Origin of the sequence: Carnobacterium sp. CP1, assembly GCF_001483965.1 — a bacterium.
GTDB classification, from domain to species: Bacteria; Bacillota; Bacilli; order Lactobacillales; family Carnobacteriaceae; genus Carnobacterium_A; species Carnobacterium_A antarcticum.
On sequence record NZ_CP010796.1, the window covers coordinates 1833731 to 1851105 of the forward strand.

14 protein-coding genes are annotated in these 17375 nt (G+C 35.5%); 12 read left to right on the plus strand and 2 right to left on the minus strand.

Annotated elements, in window-relative coordinates:
• From walK to NY10_RS08690, 10 genes are all read left to right on the plus strand, one after another.
• Window positions 1–1845, plus strand: a complete 1845-nt coding sequence (walK, locus tag NY10_RS08645) for a cell wall metabolism sensor histidine kinase WalK (protein ID WP_058919589.1) — start codon at window positions 1–3, stop codon at window positions 1843–1845.
• The gene (locus NY10_RS08650; protein ID WP_058919590.1) at window positions 1842–3149 is read left to right on the plus strand and encodes a YycH family regulatory protein; all 1308 of its coding nucleotides are present in this window, start codon (window positions 1842–1844) and stop codon (window positions 3147–3149) included. Before walK ends, NY10_RS08650 begins: the two co-directional genes overlap by 4 nt.
• Window positions 3139–4032 (plus strand): two-component system regulatory protein YycI, encoded by an 894-nt coding sequence (locus NY10_RS08655; RefSeq protein ID WP_058919591.1) that lies wholly within the window; start codon window positions 3139–3141, stop codon window positions 4030–4032. Before NY10_RS08650 ends, NY10_RS08655 begins: the two co-directional genes overlap by 11 nt.
• A gap of 164 nt (window positions 4033–4196) precedes the next feature.
• Window positions 4197–5009 (plus strand): MBL fold metallo-hydrolase, encoded by an 813-nt coding sequence (locus tag NY10_RS08660; RefSeq protein ID WP_058919592.1) that lies wholly within the window; start codon window positions 4197–4199, stop codon window positions 5007–5009.
• A gap of 273 nt (window positions 5010–5282) precedes the next feature.
• Window positions 5283–6530 (plus strand): S1C family serine protease, encoded by a 1248-nt coding sequence (locus NY10_RS08665; RefSeq protein WP_231726722.1) that lies wholly within the window; start codon window positions 5283–5285, stop codon window positions 6528–6530.
• Window positions 6531–6723: 193 nt separating this feature from the next.
• Entirely contained in the window at window positions 6724–6906 is a 183-nt protein-coding gene (locus tag NY10_RS08670) for a CxxH/CxxC protein (protein WP_058919594.1), read from the plus strand.
• A gap of 64 nt (window positions 6907–6970) precedes the next feature.
• Entirely contained in the window at window positions 6971–7450 is a 480-nt protein-coding gene (gene rlmH / locus NY10_RS08675) for a 23S rRNA (pseudouridine(1915)-N(3))-methyltransferase RlmH (RefSeq protein ID WP_058919595.1), read from the plus strand.
• Window positions 7451–7703: 253 nt separating this feature from the next.
• Window positions 7704–9212: a protein kinase domain-containing protein gene (locus tag NY10_RS08680; RefSeq protein ID WP_058919596.1), complete on the plus strand. Its 1509-nt coding sequence runs from the start codon at window positions 7704–7706 to the stop codon at window positions 9210–9212.
• 180 nt (window positions 9213–9392) lie between these two features.
• Entirely contained in the window at window positions 9393–11816 is a 2424-nt protein-coding gene (locus tag NY10_RS08685; RefSeq protein WP_058919597.1) for a sacsin N-terminal ATP-binding-like domain-containing protein, read from the plus strand.
• A 26-nt stretch (window positions 11817–11842) separates the two neighbouring features.
• The gene (locus NY10_RS08690; protein ID WP_058919598.1) at window positions 11843–12808 is read left to right on the plus strand and encodes a TIR domain-containing protein; all 966 of its coding nucleotides are present in this window, start codon (window positions 11843–11845) and stop codon (window positions 12806–12808) included.
• A gap of 370 nt (window positions 12809–13178) precedes the next feature.
• Here NY10_RS08690 and gloA read toward each other — a convergent pair whose 3' ends face one another.
• Window positions 13179–13559 carry a lactoylglutathione lyase gene (gene gloA, locus NY10_RS08695; protein WP_058919599.1) on the minus strand — a complete coding sequence of 127 codons (381 nt, stop codon included), beginning with the start codon at window positions 13557–13559 and terminating at the stop codon, window positions 13179–13181.
• Between the two features lie 225 nt (window positions 13560–13784).
• Here gloA and yghU point away from each other — a divergent pair, with 225 nt between their 5' ends.
• Entirely contained in the window at window positions 13785–14573 is a 789-nt protein-coding gene (gene yghU, locus NY10_RS08700) for a glutathione-dependent disulfide-bond oxidoreductase (protein WP_058919600.1), read from the plus strand.
• Between the two features lie 221 nt (window positions 14574–14794).
• Here yghU and fabV read toward each other — a convergent pair whose 3' ends face one another.
• Complete coding sequence (gene fabV / locus NY10_RS08705; protein WP_197408959.1) at window positions 14795–15991, minus strand: enoyl-ACP reductase FabV; 1197 nt, start codon at window positions 15989–15991, stop codon at window positions 14795–14797.
• Between the two features lie 259 nt (window positions 15992–16250).
• Here fabV and gloB point away from each other — a divergent pair, with 259 nt between their 5' ends.
• Complete coding sequence (gene gloB, locus NY10_RS08710; protein ID WP_058919601.1) at window positions 16251–16955, plus strand: hydroxyacylglutathione hydrolase; 705 nt, start codon at window positions 16251–16253, stop codon at window positions 16953–16955.
• Window positions 16956–17375: the final 420 nt, after the last annotated feature.

Here is a 17375-nt window from a genome sequence, read left to right on the forward strand (position 1 = left end):
ATGAAGAAAAAAATTGGGTTTTTTCAATCGATCGATTTTAAAATTGTCTTCGTGTTCATTGTTTTATTATTGGTTGCCTTAGAATTGATAGGAGCCTATTTTGTTAGACAATTAGAAACACAATTGATTGATAACTTTCAAGAGGAACGCAGACTTCAAGTAGGATTTTTGGACAATACGTTGCAACCTCTGTTAGTAGACAAAGAAAATCGGAATTTGAATGAAGAAATTGGAAGGTTGTTAGGAGATTTTTCAGGAAATGGTGTACTAGAAGCCCAAGTCATCAATCCACAACACTACATTTTAGGAACAAGCGACACAACGAATCAATCGGTTGTCGGCATGAAATCGAAAGATCGTGATGTTCATCAAGCTTTATTGTTAAGCAGTAAAACCACAAGTCAATATACGGATCAAACAACCAACGACCGAATCTGGAAGTTGGTTTCTCCAATTATAGCGAATGACGGCTCTAATGAAGTATTAGGCGTCATTTCATTAAAAACCAATATTGAAAGTGTTTATCAACAAATTGAAGAAATTACGATCATCTTTTTAAATGCTTCGCTTATTTCTATGGGTCTGACAGTATTGCTGGCTTTATTTATTTCGCGAGCAATCACTAAACCAATCACTGAAATGACTCACCAAACTATTCAAATGGCAGAAGGCAATTATTCTGGACAAGTAAAAATTTACAGTGAGGATGAGTTGGGACAATTGTCTTTAGCGATCAATGACCTTTCCATCAAAGTAGAAGAAGCACAGGAATCAACAGAAGCAGAGAGAAGAAGATTAAACAGTGTCTTGACCCACATGACAGATGGCGTTATCGCCACTGACCGCAGAGGGAAAATTGTGATCATCAACGAGATGGCCATGGAGATGCTAAATGTTACGCAAGAAACAGCGATTGGCCGATCCATTCTGGAAGTTCTGAAAAAAGAAAAAGAATTTTCATTGCGTAAATTATTAGAAAATGAAGAAGAGTTATCTTTTAATTTTTCAACGCCTGAAAACCCCTTGATTTTGCAAGGAGGATTTTCTTTGATCCAAAGAGAAACGGGTTTTATCAGCGGAATCGTCTGCGTCTTGCATGATGTAACGGAACAAGAGAAAATAGAACGGGAACGCAGAGACTTTGTCTCGAATGTTTCACACGAGTTAAGAACACCATTAACCAGCATGCGGAGCTATCTGGAAGCTCTGATCGATGGGGCTTGGAAAGATCCTGAGATCGCACCGAATTTTCTGCAAGTTACGCAAGAAGAGACCGATCGCATGATTCGTATGATTTCTGATTTATTGAACTTATCAAGAATGGATGCAGGCAATAGCGAATTGGAATTGGAGTACATCAATATCAATGAATTGATGAGCCACGTACTGGATCGCTTTGATATGATGATCCAATCTTCGGATAAACCTAAAAAGGCCTTTTCAATCAAACGCGAATTTACCAATCGTCAGATTTGGGCCGAAATAGATACGGATAAAATGATGCAAGTATTTGATAACATTATGAATAATGCTATTAAATATTCGCCGGACGGCGGAACGATCACTTGTCGGCTGCAGGAAACGCATAATAGCGTCGTTATCAGCGTTTCTGATCAAGGAATGGGAATACCAAGGAAAGACTTGCCGCATGTCTTTGACCGCTTTTATCGAGTAGATAAGGCCAGAGCACGTTCGATGGGCGGAACAGGTCTGGGTCTAGCCATTTCTAAAGAAGTGATTCAACGACATGGCGGAAAAATTTGGGTAGACAGCATCGAAGGAAAAGGGACAACCTTTTATGTTTCGTTGCCGTATCTCCCTTATGAGGAGGATGATTGGGAATGAAAGGAACAGGATTTATCAGAATAGCTTTGATATTTCTCATTATCCTCAGTCTTTTTCTGACTTGGGCGATTTGGACTATGCCGAGTCAGTACGATGAACAAACCAACAACGATCAAAAAAAGACCTCTTCTGTGACAATTTCACGACAGCTTTCGCATGTGTTCGGTCCCTCGCAGATTGTTTTACATGAAGCAGGAATGGACAAAATAACGACTAATCGTGCGACTTTGTCGACGTTCTCCAAATTTTTTATGGTGGATTGGCAAATGGAAAATTTAGAAGATCCTTTAGAAATTTCGAATGAGAACTATCAGAACAGTCTGTCTCAATCAGATAAAATAGAGTTGATTTATTTGGAAAATATTCCTTTTGGAATGATGAGCGATAAATTTACCAATTTGCCTGGAGAGTACCAGAATCGGACGTTTGATCGGGTGTATCTTTCTATTTCTGACCCAGACAGAATTTATTTCTATAATACGGATTCTGATTTATTGTACAGCAGCAGCCTAGAAGGTGTGGATCAGGAAAAATTGATGGCGGCTCTTCGAAAAGAAGAAGCAGCTTATCAGTCTGTGATGACCGTGAAGGCCAAGAACAACAACATATATTTACCGATTGCCCCGTTTGAACTGCCTTATCTAACCTATATGGTGGAAAGACAGCCGAATAGTCTGTTTATTGAACGATTATTTGACGATACTTCTGAAGTGAAAGAAACGCGGAGTGAAAATTCCGTTCAGTATATTGACTACATTAGTAAAATGTTTGTCAACGAAGACACGAATATTCTAAGTTATTACCGTAATCGCGCATCGGACAAAAAAATGCCGTTAACTGAGACGCTAAGAGATTCGTTCACTGAATTGATGTTGTATGAAAACTGGTCCGATGAAATCCATTTCTTTGACTACAACAGCCAAAGCAATGTCGTCACCTATCGTCGGTATATTGAGGGTTATCCTGTTTTCGGAACGACCGATTATGGGGCAACACACATTACAGTTGTTGAAAATGGCATGTCAGAATTACAAGTACCATTAATGGTTGCACAAACGCCGATTTCAGATGAAGACAATCAAAAAGAACTACTAAATGGGGAAGAATTGCTGCTGTATTTAGCAGAACAAGGTTATGCCATCGAAGAGATCGAAGATATCCAATTAGGGTACACATGGTCTAATAGTTCTGAATCCAGCCGAGTGATTAGTTTAGAGCCTGATTGGTACATTTATGTCAATGGTTCTTGGCTGAACTCTCGAGATTTGCATCAGGATGGAGGAGATGAGAGCAATGGACTTTAAGCGAATTGAAATCATTTTTGTCCTGACCTTCCTGGCACTGAATGTTTTTCTCCTAGTGACTTATTTTGATAAAAATTACAATGATTTCTCAGAAAATGATTCTAATGTTCAAGTGAATTTTATAGATGAAATGGATAAAGCCAACATCAAGTTGCCTAAGTTCCAAAATGAAACAAACAAAGTTCCATATGTTCAAACTGAAGCAAACGATTTGTTAACAGAAAACCGCGACAAACTTAGCAATCAAACCAGAATCGTTGAAGAAAATGGAGCGATTTACAGCAGTATCTTATCTAATCCAATTGCCTTGTCTCAAGAAAAAAAATTAACGTCTAAAGATATCGAAAAATTAAACGATTTCGTAAAAAGCGATCAAATCTTGTTTGGAAAAGACTATCAATTTTTCCGCTATATTCCCTCGGGGCAACAAATTATTTATGCACAAATTGCAAATAATATTCCGATTACCGATGGAACTTCAGAAATCATTTTTCATTTAGACAGCAGTAAGCAAGTCATTTCTTACGAACAACGTTATGTAGGACCAGTCACGGTGCAAGGTGAAAGTCGTGAATTGATCACAGATAAAAATGCCGTCGATATTTTGTATCAAAATAATGAAATACCGGCAGATACCACTGTGAAAAAGCCTGTTTTAGGTTATTACCGCACACTGAATTTGGAAGAATTAAGCATGTACGCGCCTGTCTGGTTTGTAGAAATAGATTCCAGTACCGATACGCAAGCGAAGCGTGTCGATGCTATTAATGGCACTATTATCAAGAGTTCTTCTATAGAGACACCGGCATCAGAAGAAAAAGACGACTCATCTGCCGATTCTTCTGAATCGAGTTCCAGTGAGCTGTCTTCAGAGAAACAATAAACAACCAAACCCTTAAACCAGCGACCTAAGAGATTTTTCTTGGTTCGCTGGTTTTTTTGGTTCTTTATCAAACCGTGTTGGTCATTATTAGGATCAAACAGACAGGTAGATATTTTGCGGTATTTGGTATAAAATGAGTGGGATGATCGAGGGGGATTAGTGAAATGTTAAAAGGCCAAAATCAAGGATTAAAAGTCAGTATTCTAGCGAGTGGCAGTTCTGGAAACGTGACGTATATTGAGTCAGAAAAAAAGAAACTATTAGTTGACGGTGGATTAAGCGGAAAAAAAATTACTGAATTATTAAAAAAAATCGATCGTGATGTTGCCGATTTGGACGGTATCTTAGTTACCCATGAGCACCGGGATCATGTACATGGGGTTGGTGTGTTAGCTCGTAAATACAAATTAGATGTTTATGCTAACGAAAAAACGTGGGAAGCCATGTCTCCGATTATTGGCGATATCAAAACAGAGCAAAAATTTGTTTTTGAAATGGGTAAAACAATGGCAATTGGAGACGTAGATGTAGAAAGTTTCGGTGTGTCTCATGATGCTGTGGCTCCCCAATTTTATACGTTTCATAAGAACGATAAACGATTTGTGATGTTGACCGATACAGGATATGTGAGCGATAGGATGCGTGGTATTTTAGCGGATGCAGATGCTTATTTATTCGAGAGCAACCATGATTTAGAAATGTTGCGGATGGGTGCTTATCCTTGGCATTTAAAACAACGGATTTTAGGCGATAAAGGTCATTTATCAAATGAAGATGGTGCTTTAGCTTTAGCTGAAATCATAGGAGAAAAAACCAAACGTGTATACCTAGGCCATTTAAGCAAAGACAACAATATCAAAGAATTAGCCCGTATGACTGCTGAAAGTATTTTAAAAGAAAAAGGGACCGGGGTAGGTGAAACCTTCACTGTTTACGACACAGATCCTAGTGAACCAACTTCTTTATTTGTTATTTAATGTAAACGAAAATTAAATGAACGATGCTCCAGACCATAGAAAAGAACGATTATGGTTTGGATTTTTTTTGCAAAAAATGCGAATAAGGGAAGATGATGGCTATCCCTAAAAATTAAGGTTAGAATAAAGAAAAGTGAGAGCAGATAAAGTCAGTAAGAAGGATACTTATGGTAAATTAAAAGAAAAAAGTGTTAATTGGTCTAATTGTTTTCATAAAAAATTCAAAGATTAAGGTTAAACTAAAGCTATAAAAAAAGGTGAGAGGTGATTAAAGTGAGCCAAAATAATAAAAAATCAACGAATGAAACGAAATTTAAAAAACGAGGGTCATTAAAGTCGGGTATTCTTGGCGGAGTGATCGGTGGATTGGTTGTCGCTTTGTTGGGTGGAGGGTACCTTTATACGATGGAATCCGATACGCCCACTAATTCAACAGGGATAGTCGATGAGAATGGTAAAGTAACAACTACCGATGTCAGCGTCAATGTTACTTCTGAAGTAACTGATGCAGTAGCGAAAGTTGAAGATTCGGTTGTTTCAGTCGTAAATATGCAAGAGCAAAATACAGAAGGGTTCGGCGGCATTTTTGGTTCTGATTCTGATGGTACAAATATGTCAGAGGATTCTAGTTTGCAGACTGCTGGTGAAGGAAGCGGCGTCATTTATAAAATCGATGGCGATACCGCTTATGTCGTGACCAATAATCATGTTATCAACGAGTCGGATGCCGTTGAAGTGCTGATGAAAGACGGTACAAAAGTAGAAGCTGAAATTATCGGAACAGATATTTGGACCGATTTAGCAGTTTTATCTATTCCATCTGAAAACGTGACAAAAGCAGCAACTTTTGGAGATTCTGATAGTTTAACGGTTGGCGAGCCTGCTATTGCTATTGGTTCACCGCTAGGTACTAATTTCGCATCTTCTGTTACTCAGGGTATCATCTCTGCTAAAAATCGGAGCGTGGATACAGACATTAACGGAGATGGCGTCATCGACTGGGAAATGACAGCTTTGCAAACTGATGCAGCGATCAACCCAGGGAACTCAGGAGGGGCTTTGATCAATATTGCTGGACAAGTAATTGGAATCAACTCCATGAAAATCTCGACAGATACGGTTGAAGGAATGGGATTTGCTATTCCTAGTAACGATGTTGTCAGCATTATCAATCAGTTAGAAACAGAAGGTAAAGTTGTTCGTCCTGTTCTTGGCATCAGCCTCTTGGATATTTCACAAATATCTGAGCAGCAACAAGCAAGTGTCTTGAAATTGCCAAAAGATGTGACAGCAGGTGTAGTCGTTGGACAGGTACAACCTGATTCAGCAGCAGAAAAAGGCGGCTTAGAGCAATACGATGTTATAGTGAAATTTAATGGCGAAGACGTTGTTGATACCATTTCGTTGCGTAAAGAAATTTACAAAACTGAGCTTGGCAAAGAAATTGAAGTTGAGTATTACCGCAATGGAAAATTAGAAAAAACAACCATCACCATGACCGATACAGAGTCGATAACTTAAAGATAAAAAACCGAGTATTCACATTTTAACAATGTGGATACTCGGTTTTTTTTAGGCTTTTTTCGTAAAAAATTCAAAACTGGGGATAAACAAATCAAAATAGTTTTGAACATTGTGCATAAGTGCTGTAAAATGGAAAAAGACACACATCGTGGAAACGAAAGTTATCCACAAAAATTGGAGGAGACTGTGGATGGATTGTATTTATGCTTGTCAAGAAGATGTAGGAGAAGCGCTAGATGATGCTGTTTACGGCGGTTTTGAAATGCCGATATTGAAGCCTGTTAACCCTGTGGATAACGTTGAAGTGAAATGTGCTTATTGCCAAAGCCCAGCCATATATGTGGTAGAGAACGGGTATTCGTCTACCATATGAAGTGATGAAGTTGTGGACATGTGGATAACTTTTGTGGATAACTACGTTTTAAAGGGGGATAACTGTGAATATCAAAATTATTACTGTTGGAAAATTAAAAGAAAAGTATTTAAAAATGGGAATCGAAGAATATACGAAACGGCTAGTAAGCTACTGCAAAATTGAATTAATTGAAGTTCCAGATGAAAAAGCTCCCGAAAAATTAAGCGAAGCAGAAATGCTTCAAGTCAAAGAAAAAGAAGGCGAACGGATACTGTCCAAAATCTCAGATCAGGCTTATGTATTTGCTTTAGCGATTGAAGGAAGTCAGCGGACATCTGAAGCATTTTCTAAAGAAATTGAACAGCTCGGTATTCAAGGAAAAAGCAATTTGGTTTTTGTCATCGGCGGCTCATTGGGATTAAGCGAAGCAGTGATGAAACGCAGCAATGCCCAAATCTCTTTTGGAAAAATGACGCTGCCGCATCAATTGATGCGTTTAGTGCTGATCGAACAAATTTACCGCAGCTTTAGAATTATGAAGAATGAACCGTATCATAAGTAAATGAGGTTGTTCAAGAAAGGTATAGTGATATTTACTTTCGCTAATGTCATTTTTACTTAAAGTACATGAAGTTTTCAATTGTAATAATATTATCCTTTAAATAATACAATCATTTTTGATTTAATAATTTATTACAATAAATCAAAGAAATTTGCTAATATAGCAAGCAACAAAAGAAATATTTACTATAGAAAAGAAGATAAAGTAATTGTAAAAGATATTTGAATATTTCAAAAGAAAAGAGAGGAATATATTGAATAAAAATTTAATTAGAGAGTGTATAAAAAAATGTGAAAATAAAATCTCTTTACAATTGGGAGAAGTAACAGATTTAAAAAGTATTGGAGAAGGAGGAAACGGATTAGTCTATTCAGGTGTTTTGTCAGGTAAAGAAGTGGCACTTAAGTTTCTTACTATCATTGATTCAGACACTAAATTGCAACGCTTTAAATCAGAATACTTTAATTCTATGCTAATAGAACATAATAATACAATCATTTCTTACCTTGATTATGATGAAATAAAAATAGAGAATTCTGTAGTCCCAGTAATAATAATGAAAAAATACCAAATGTCTTTAAAAAGGTATAGAAAAAATTTAGGTAGAGAAATATCGTTTAAAGATACAATATCTTTATTCTATTTCTTAGTAGATGTTTTGGATGACTTACATAAACAAGGAGTAATTCATCGAGATTTGAAACCAGAAAATATTCTTGTCGATGAAAAAGGTCGTTTCTATATTGCAGATTTTGGAATAGCTCATTTTACTCATGAAAATTTTGCGGTTTTCATCGAGACGAAGAAAAAAGAAAGACTGGCAAATTATAATTTTTCTGCTCCAGAGCAATTAGAGGGGGGGAGAGAACCATCTCCTTCCATGGATTTTTATGCTATTGGGCAAATCTGTTACTGGTACTTTTTTGGCTATACTCATCGCGGAACTGAAATTAAAAAATTTGCTAGTGAATTTCCCGAAGAAGAAGACGCAAGACTCTTAGATGAATTAATGAATGTTGCTCTTCGCCAAAACTCTGAAAGAAGATTTCAAAACGGCAATGAGATAAAAGGATTTATTAAACAATATAAAGAAAGTGCAAAAAAACCAGATCCGTATAAAGAAATGGAAAAATTACAAGATGTAATGACATCTGTAGATCCTGACTGCTATAATTCTTCAGTCTGTATTGAAAGTGAGGAAGAAATTGAAAGATTTGTTTCTTATCTAAGTAAAACTTCTTTTTACCAACAAAGCTTATGGTTTAACTATGGAATAGGAAATAATTTTATTTCGAATTTGAAGTACCTGGGAAATAAAAGAGTACTGATAAATTCTAATGAATTAACGATAAAGAAAATTTGGTTGTCTACATCTAATCGAATGTATGATGATTTGATAATCTTAGAAGTTGAAACTATTAAGGAAGGAAACATAAAACCATTTGATATTAATGGTAGAGAAAGATTTTCTGCGGCTATTGTAGATAAGAAGTACATAGTTTCACCCGAACAAGTGGATTCAGGTAAAGTAAAAATAAATGGATCAATTAAAAGAATATCTGAAGTAGAGTATGAGCAACGAACAAGATTTAACGAGCATGGAAAATATTTTATTGGTACCTTATGGCACTCCTCTGTAGTTAAAGAAAATGATAAGTATATTTTTTCTATTCAAAACATAGAGCTAGACAAAAACGCTGTCGAACAGATTCAAAGAAATGTGAGAATAAACAAAAATGATTATATATTACTGAATTTGTAAGCTATTAATTCTAAAACACTATACCTATGAAGTTTTGTAGTTAGCTGTAGAAAAAATTAAAGTTATAATTGAAGACTGGAATTAGAGAACCTGAACTTTAATACAAGAATAAACTCAAAAGGAATTGTTAGATTTTAGTCTCGTGAGATTATGAATTGAGAAAGGATTGATAGTTAATTTATGGTGAAAGAATATAATAGAAGGCTAGTAGATATTGCTCTTGCTTCTAGCACGTCAAAAATAAAAAAAGAATTCGATAGCATTTTTGAGGGCTCAGAAGATGATAATAATAAAACCCGACGTAGGTGGATATGGGAATTGATTCAGAATGCATCTGATTGCACCCTTGACGGAGAAAAGATCAATATAAATTTAGAGATTAGCAATGAGAGAATAACATTTAGTCATGATGGTAAGCCGTTTACATATAACAATCTTCAAGATCTGATTACTCAGGTGTCTACAAAAGAAGAATCAGGTGAAGAATTAACAGGGAAATTTGGTACGGGTTTTATGTCAACATTTTTATTATCTAGAATTGTTGAAATTGAAGGTACTTTTATTCGTAACAATGAAACATCTACTAACATGAATTTTATTATTAATCGAACTAAAAGAGACTACAACGGAATAAAAGAACAAACAATACAAATGCTAGAGAAATTAGAGGAATTGGATAGAAGTAGCAATGAAGTACTGACAAGTAACAAAACTAAATTCATTTACAACATTGCAGGAAGTAGTCAAGATTCAAAGGAAGCAGTAAAACAAGGAGTAAAGGATTTATTAGCAACTATACCTTATCTTTTAGCGTTTAATGAAAATATTCAGTCAGTAGACTGTAATGGTAAGAGGTATGAAAAAGCAAAAAGCAGAACATATCCAGCTTATAGTAATTTGACACTTATGCAATTAAAAACAATAGATAAAAACAATGTTAATATTGAGAGTTTATTTTACTTCAGTAAAAATAATGTGCAAATTGTGTGTCCTGTGGAATACGATAAAGACTCGAAATTATGTATTTTTAAGCCTTTATCTAACAATATACCAAAGTTGTTTTGTGATTTTCCCTTAGTTGGAACTGAAGATTTTGCTTTTCCTATTATAGTTAATTCAGCTCTTTTCGGGGTAACAGAAGATCGAGATGCGATAAGAGAGGGGAATCAACAAAATAGGGAATTATTGGAAGAAGCAATCTCTTTATATAAAAATTTAATAGATATTTGCTCTGATAATACATTTACTAGGGATGAATATAATATTTGTTTGTTTGAAAAACGTCAATATAAGGGCCTGCAAAAACATTACTACGATCAAATTTATGAATATATATCTAGAAGTTCTCTTATACCGATTAATAAGCCGAAGGTTAATTACGAGCGGAAATCGTACTTAAATGAGACCGGAGATGTTCAAGTCTATATACCAACAACAAGAAAAGAAGACAATAGTATGATTTTCTGGAAACTTTTTTCCGACGGCGGATGTCCCAATACTTCTACAGCAGAGACATTTTTAGGTTGGAAAAAAGTTTTTGGTGGGAACCATTACCTAAAAAGCGTAAATAAATTATTTGAGGATAAGACTATTATAGATTTTAATAATACTTTTGTTAATGAAAGAGAAGCGTGTGAATGGCTGGATAGATTCTATTCGTTATGGATTGATGATGAAGGTATTGAAGAAGTAATTAAATATGTATTTGTACCAACACAACACAAGTGTTTCAATCACTTTAAGAATGTCTATTACGATGATGATATTAGAGAGGATATAAAAAAAATATTATTTGAATTAAAGCCTTCATGGGAAAAGAAATTATTAAATCAATGTATCGAATCCTTTGACGCTCATTTTTCAGAAGATGCTTCAGAACGACAAAACACTGAGCAAGCCGCTAAATTAATTGATAACAAAGTGAGCAAAATCCTAGTAGATGAGACTTCTGATAATTTAGAACGAACAAAAGAAGTACAATTCATATTTAATAAGTTGAACGACTTTTTCTTACAAGAAAAAACTTTATCTGAAAAATATTTTCCTAAAGTGTATCCTAAAAGGATGCTAGTTTCTTCTACAAAAGAAACCTTGCGAAGAATGGCAATTGCAGAGAAAGTTGAGCGTAATGGAATTGATTTAGACGAGTATTTAAGTAACCATCAAAAAATAAAAGATATTTTAGAAAATTCTGATTTGGAGACGGAAGATATACGTGCTTTATTAAAACATGTTGTCACTTCTACACCGGAAATGAGAGAATATGTCGAGAGTTTATTACAAAGAAGCGTAGAAAATGTATATAAGAATTTGAAAAAATCTAAAAAATATTTTGTTCCAAACACATTACAAGAATGGAAAGATAGTAGTTATTCAGAAACAATATTTCTGGCTATGAAAGAAGAAAAAGAGCTAATAATCGTTATAAGACCTACAGATAATAATCAGATTATTTTTTATGGGGAAGAAGAATTAGAAGTACTGGATAGTGGAAATTATGAGTTGTGGACGGATAATGGAGAAGACGATGGCTGCAAAGAGATTACTTTGGGAGAACTTCTTAAGACAACTGGGATAACAAGAATTCCTTTAAAAAAATTATAGTATATAGTTACTGAGGTGTAATAAATTTGAGAAAAAAAGATGAAATTATACAGGCCATAAAAGAAAAAGATAGAAGAGATAAAGTATATATACATCCAGTCTTATCACCCGAAAAAGCAGCTAAATATATTTCTGCTTTTTCAAATAGTAATGGGGGAGATATAATTTTAGGAATATATGATGATGGCATTAATTTACATATAAAAAAATCTAAATTCCCCATCAGATTAGAAGAAGCAAAAAAACTATTAGATATAAACATCAACTGTATAGTTGATAAGGTTGATTATCGTGGAGAATTAATTCCTTATATCTCGGTTGAAAAATCGAAAGAATTAGTTAAATTTCGTGGAATTCCTTACTTAGTTAATGAGAATGGAGCGGTAGTAGAAATGAAAGTAAGTAAAGTATTTCTTTCTTATTCTCATGCAGACAAAGATCTTGCAGAGTTAGTAGAAAAAAGTTTAGACAAACAAAATGATATTAGTGTGAGTAGAGATATTAATGTAAATAATTATAGGGATGATTTAGATAGGTTTATGAAAACAATTAAACAACATGATTTCATTATCTCAATCGTAACGAGGAAATATTTGATGTCTTTGAACTGTATGTACGAGATTACTGAGTCAATGAAAGATTCTAATTTTAGTGAGAAGTTACTGTTCATAGTAGTAGATAAAGAAGATGCACAGTACTACAAGGGAAATAATATTTATGATATGGAAGCTGGAATTTATGATGCTGATAAGCGTTTAGATTATATTATTTACTGGAACGAGAAAAATAGAAAAATGGATGAAAAACTTAAGAGTGCTGATCTTCCTTATGAGTATATTACTGAATATACACTCGATAAAAGAAAATTGGTATCCATTATTACATCGACAAGTGAATTTATGAATATACTCAAAGATAAAATTGGGAGCACGTTTAACCAAATTCAAAAGGATGACTTCAAAATACTAAAAGATGTGATAAAAAAGAAGTGATAAAGTGGTGCACATAGAATCATGATTTCTGTGTGATCTATAGAATACTCAACTTCCTTAATTAAGTTCATTTCAAACCTAATATAGATAACATGACTAACCGAGAAAAATTAGAAGAGGAGTTATTATTAAAACGAAACATATTAGTATATTGTATAAAACGAATTTTAGATGTCATCAACAAAATGAAAATACGAGAGTAGTAGCAAAACCTCATTTAGATACACTACGGAGAACCGTACCATAAGTAAATGAGGTTTTTAGAAAGTAATGAACGTACAAATAATTTTGAGAAATAATAAGAGGGAATTAAAAAATGTAAGCATATTGGCAACAACCAACATGCTTACATTTAAAATAGTAGAAAAAATTATTTTGCACGCTTTACTTCAATTCGATAGCCATCAGGGTCTGTCACAAAGAAATATGTGGGTGTGCCGCCTGAAAGTCCTCTTAACTCACCTGTTTCATAAGCAGAAGCCTTACAAACTTCATGCATTTTTTCTAAGTCACTGACAGTCACACCTAAATGACTGAAGCCATTTCCTACATTATATGGCTCGGCATCGTAATTGTAAGTGAGTTCAATTTGAACAGACGAACCGGGAGAATTCAGGTAAACTAAATCAAACTTATTTTCAGGGAATTCTCTGCGGCTGGCAACTTCAAAATCGAATAGATTCGTATAAAAGTCTAAAGTAGCCTCAATATTTCTGACACGCAGGCAAATCTCAACGAGTTCTTGCTTCATAATAATATCATCCTCCAATAGTTTCTTATTTTTATTCTAGCATGAATAGGTCATATAGGCACGCCCATGTTATCTTCTATATTGCTTTCTAATAGATCAATAGGCAAAAAGCACAGCTTAAAGGAGTTGAGAGACCTGTATAATAAATAAATAAGCTAAAACTTGGGCATATTGGTACAGGAGTAGTATGATGGAGGTACTATAAACATTATGAGGAGTGGTATGATGACAGCATATGAATTACCAAAAGTATGGCAGTGGGAAGAAGAGAATTCAAACAAAGGCGGCAATCGTCCAACAGCTGGCAGTCGTTTCGAACAAAAATTACCAGTCGGTGACGCTCCGTTCCAACTCTATTCACTAGGAACACCGAATGGCATTAAAGTCACGATTATGTTCGAAGAGCTAAAAGAATTAGGTATAGAAGACGTAGACTATGACTTGTACACTATTAATATCGGGGAAGGCGACCAATTTGGTTCGGATTTCGTCGAGATTAATCCTAACTCTAAAATTCCAGCCCTTATTGACCAAAGTCAAAGTCCTCGTGTGGAAATATTTGAATCAGGTTCCATTCTTCTTTACTTGGCCGAGAAATTTGACCAACTGATTCCAACTGATATTCATGGTCGGACTGAAACCCTTAATTGGTTATTCTGGCAAACAGGAGCAGGTCCTTATGTTGGTGGAGGATTTGGCCACTTTTTCGCTTATGCTCCAGAGCCTATGAAATATCCGATTGATCGCTTCACGATGGAAACGAAACGACAATTGGATTTACTCGATAAAACTTTAGCACAGCGTCCTTATATAGCTGGCGATATTTATACCATTGCAGATATTGCCATCTGGTCTTGGTACGGTCGTTTAGCTTCAGGAAAACTATATGAAGGATCATATGAATTTTTAAATCTGGATGAATACCCTCATCTCTTAGAATGGTCTCACCGCATTGCAGAACGACCAGGCGTTCAAAGAGGTCTTGCAGCAGAGTCTCAACCGCTTGGGGAGTAATTCAAGAAAATAATACATTGAGGTTTTTCTCCTCATAGATAGAACTAAAACCTCATTTAGATATACTACGGAGAGCCGTATTATAAATAAATGAGGTTTTCTATTTTGAAATGAGATAAGAAAATCGTTTAACATTATTAATACACAGAAAAAAGGCTATGACTATAGAGCCATAACCTTCCTAATCCTTACTGGCATAGTTTGATGCGGCGCCAAAAAGATTAATATTTTAATGCTTTTAATTCTTCAAGAGTAACCTCTTGGTCAACATAGTTATCAACCATGAAGCCACTTAAATTTGAGAACTCTTTGTAAAAGATGTCATAAGCAGTTAATTCGGAATTAAAGTTTTCTTCATTTAACTTTAGAATGAGTTCCTTCGTTTTGGCTTGAGTGTCGCTGTCAAGTTCCCAACTATCAGGTCTCAATCGGCCAACTTCATCATACTCGGGCTTGTCGCCATAAATCATTTCTCGATAAATTCGGTCTTGATGCATAATGGTTGTTTCATGAGTTCCTTTTTCTGCCATTACTTTGTAAAGACCGATACAATAAACTGGGAAGAAAGGAATAACTGAACTTGCTTTAGTGGTAACTGCAGTAGCAACCACGATCAAGGCTTTGCCGTTGATGTCCGTAAGTAATTCGTTGATATTATCTGCTTTTTCATCACAATCTGCTTTAGCACGGCCAAGGGTACCGCCGCCATAGTAATCGTGATTCAGTTCAGTTCCTAGATAAGAATAATTAGTTGTTAGAACTTCATCCGCCAATACGTCTGCTTCTTTTAGTGCTTCCATCCATAGTTGCCAGTCTTCTCCACCCATTACTTTGACTGTATCATGGATTTCCTGATCAGTTGCGGGATCTAAGGTTTCCGTGTAGAACTCTTGCTTTTGCATATTGATATTCGGTCCCACTACCGGCTCTCCAATAGCTTTAATAGAAGAACTATATGTCTCCCCAGTATCAGGATCTGTTCTTCTGCCGCTTGCCAGACTGTAAACGACTAAGTCTACTTTGCCCCCAAATTCGCTCTTTATATAATCTATGACTTCTTGCTTGCTCTCATGACTGAAGGCATCTTGAACAAAGTTTTTAGCAATCAGACCGTCTTTTTCAGCAGCTTCTCGGAAAGCAATATTGTTGTACCAGCCAGCTGTCCCTAAGTTTCTTTCGTTCTTTGGTCCTTTTTCAAAAGAAACGCCGATCGTATCTGCTCCCGCACCGAAAGCCAAGTTGATTCGAGTGGCTAAACCGTAGCTTGATGATGCACCAATGATTAGTACCTTTTTTGGGCCTTGATAAGTCCCTTTATTTTTCACATAGTCGATTTGATTCAATACTTCCTGTTTGCATCCAAGTGGATTTATACCTAGGGCTACATTTCCACGTATATTTTGTTCAAATTTCAACATAATTCATATTCCTCCATTTCATCCTCATAGGAATATAATATCAGAAAAAGGACCTAAAGAATAATTAACTACCAAAATTTCAATTTTAAACGATTAAAGCAAATTATAGATGAGGAGTTGTGTGAACAAGAAAAGCTTGTTTTTACTCCTGCCAGAACCAATCAATCCATAGTCATCTTGACTGAATATTTGAAAAAATCATCGATTTATTTCAAAATGAGTTAGTTATAGTAAAAATTACAAATAAGGAGGAATAGGAATGAACATTCACCCAATCAAGGCTTTTTCTGACAATTATATTTGGGTTATTGAAGAAGGAACAGAAGCAGTGGTAGTCGATCCAGGAGAAGCTGAAGGTGTGATGGATTACCTGGAAGAACAACAGCTGCATTTAACTGCCATTCTTTTGACTCATAATCACGAGGATCATATCGGCGGAGTGAAAGAAATGTTAGCGAAATATCCGGATACTCCTATTTATGGACCAAAAGAAACGGAGCCCTTAGCTGATCGTATTGTTCAAGAAGGAGAAAGTTTCAGGTTATTGGGCCAGACTTTTCAAGTCATCAAAACAGGTGGGCATACCCACGGACATATCAGTTTCTTGATGGGAGAGGAAGCCCTATTTTGTGGGGATGCCTTGTTCTCAGCAGGCTGTGGTCGGGTGTTCACAGGAGATTACCAAGCCCAATATGATGCCTTGCAGAAATTGAAACGCTTAGACGATGAGACACAAGTCTATGCAGCTCATGAGTACACGCAAACGAATCTGCGTTTTGCCCATTCTATGCAGCCGTCTAACAAATCAGTTTCTGAAGCATTAGACCAAGCCAATGATCTGCGTGCAAAAGAAGAGCCAACTTTACCATCAACCATCGGCCGAGAGAAAAAAATCAATCTGTTTCTTCAGGCAGAGAGGTTGGAAGATTTTGTAGAGTTGCGTAAAGCACGTGATGATTTCTAAAGGATTTTTTATAGAATAGGGTTTTATAAAGGGATTGTAGAAAAGAAATGTTGAAAGACCAAGCGGTTCACAATTTTTCCTTTTATGCTGCAGCGGGTAACAGGTGTCAATCTCAGGATGGGTGCTGAAAAACAGGCAGCAGTGTTAGCTAGAGGTGGTAGCCCTAACATTATCTGAGTCTAATATTGCACAAGAAGTTGCCGATAAACAGATCGCAACGGAAGTAGGTACAGTAGAAGTCAAGCGAGAAAAGAAAAAAGCAATTACCTAAACGCTTACGAAAGTATTCAAAAAGAAATGAATAAAGGAAGGCTAGGTTTCAAACGCAAATATGTAAGATGTTAAAATTAACTTAGCATGGAAGTGTTCATCTAAGGAGAACCATACCATAAGCAAACAGAGAATCAGTAGATTTTTCCG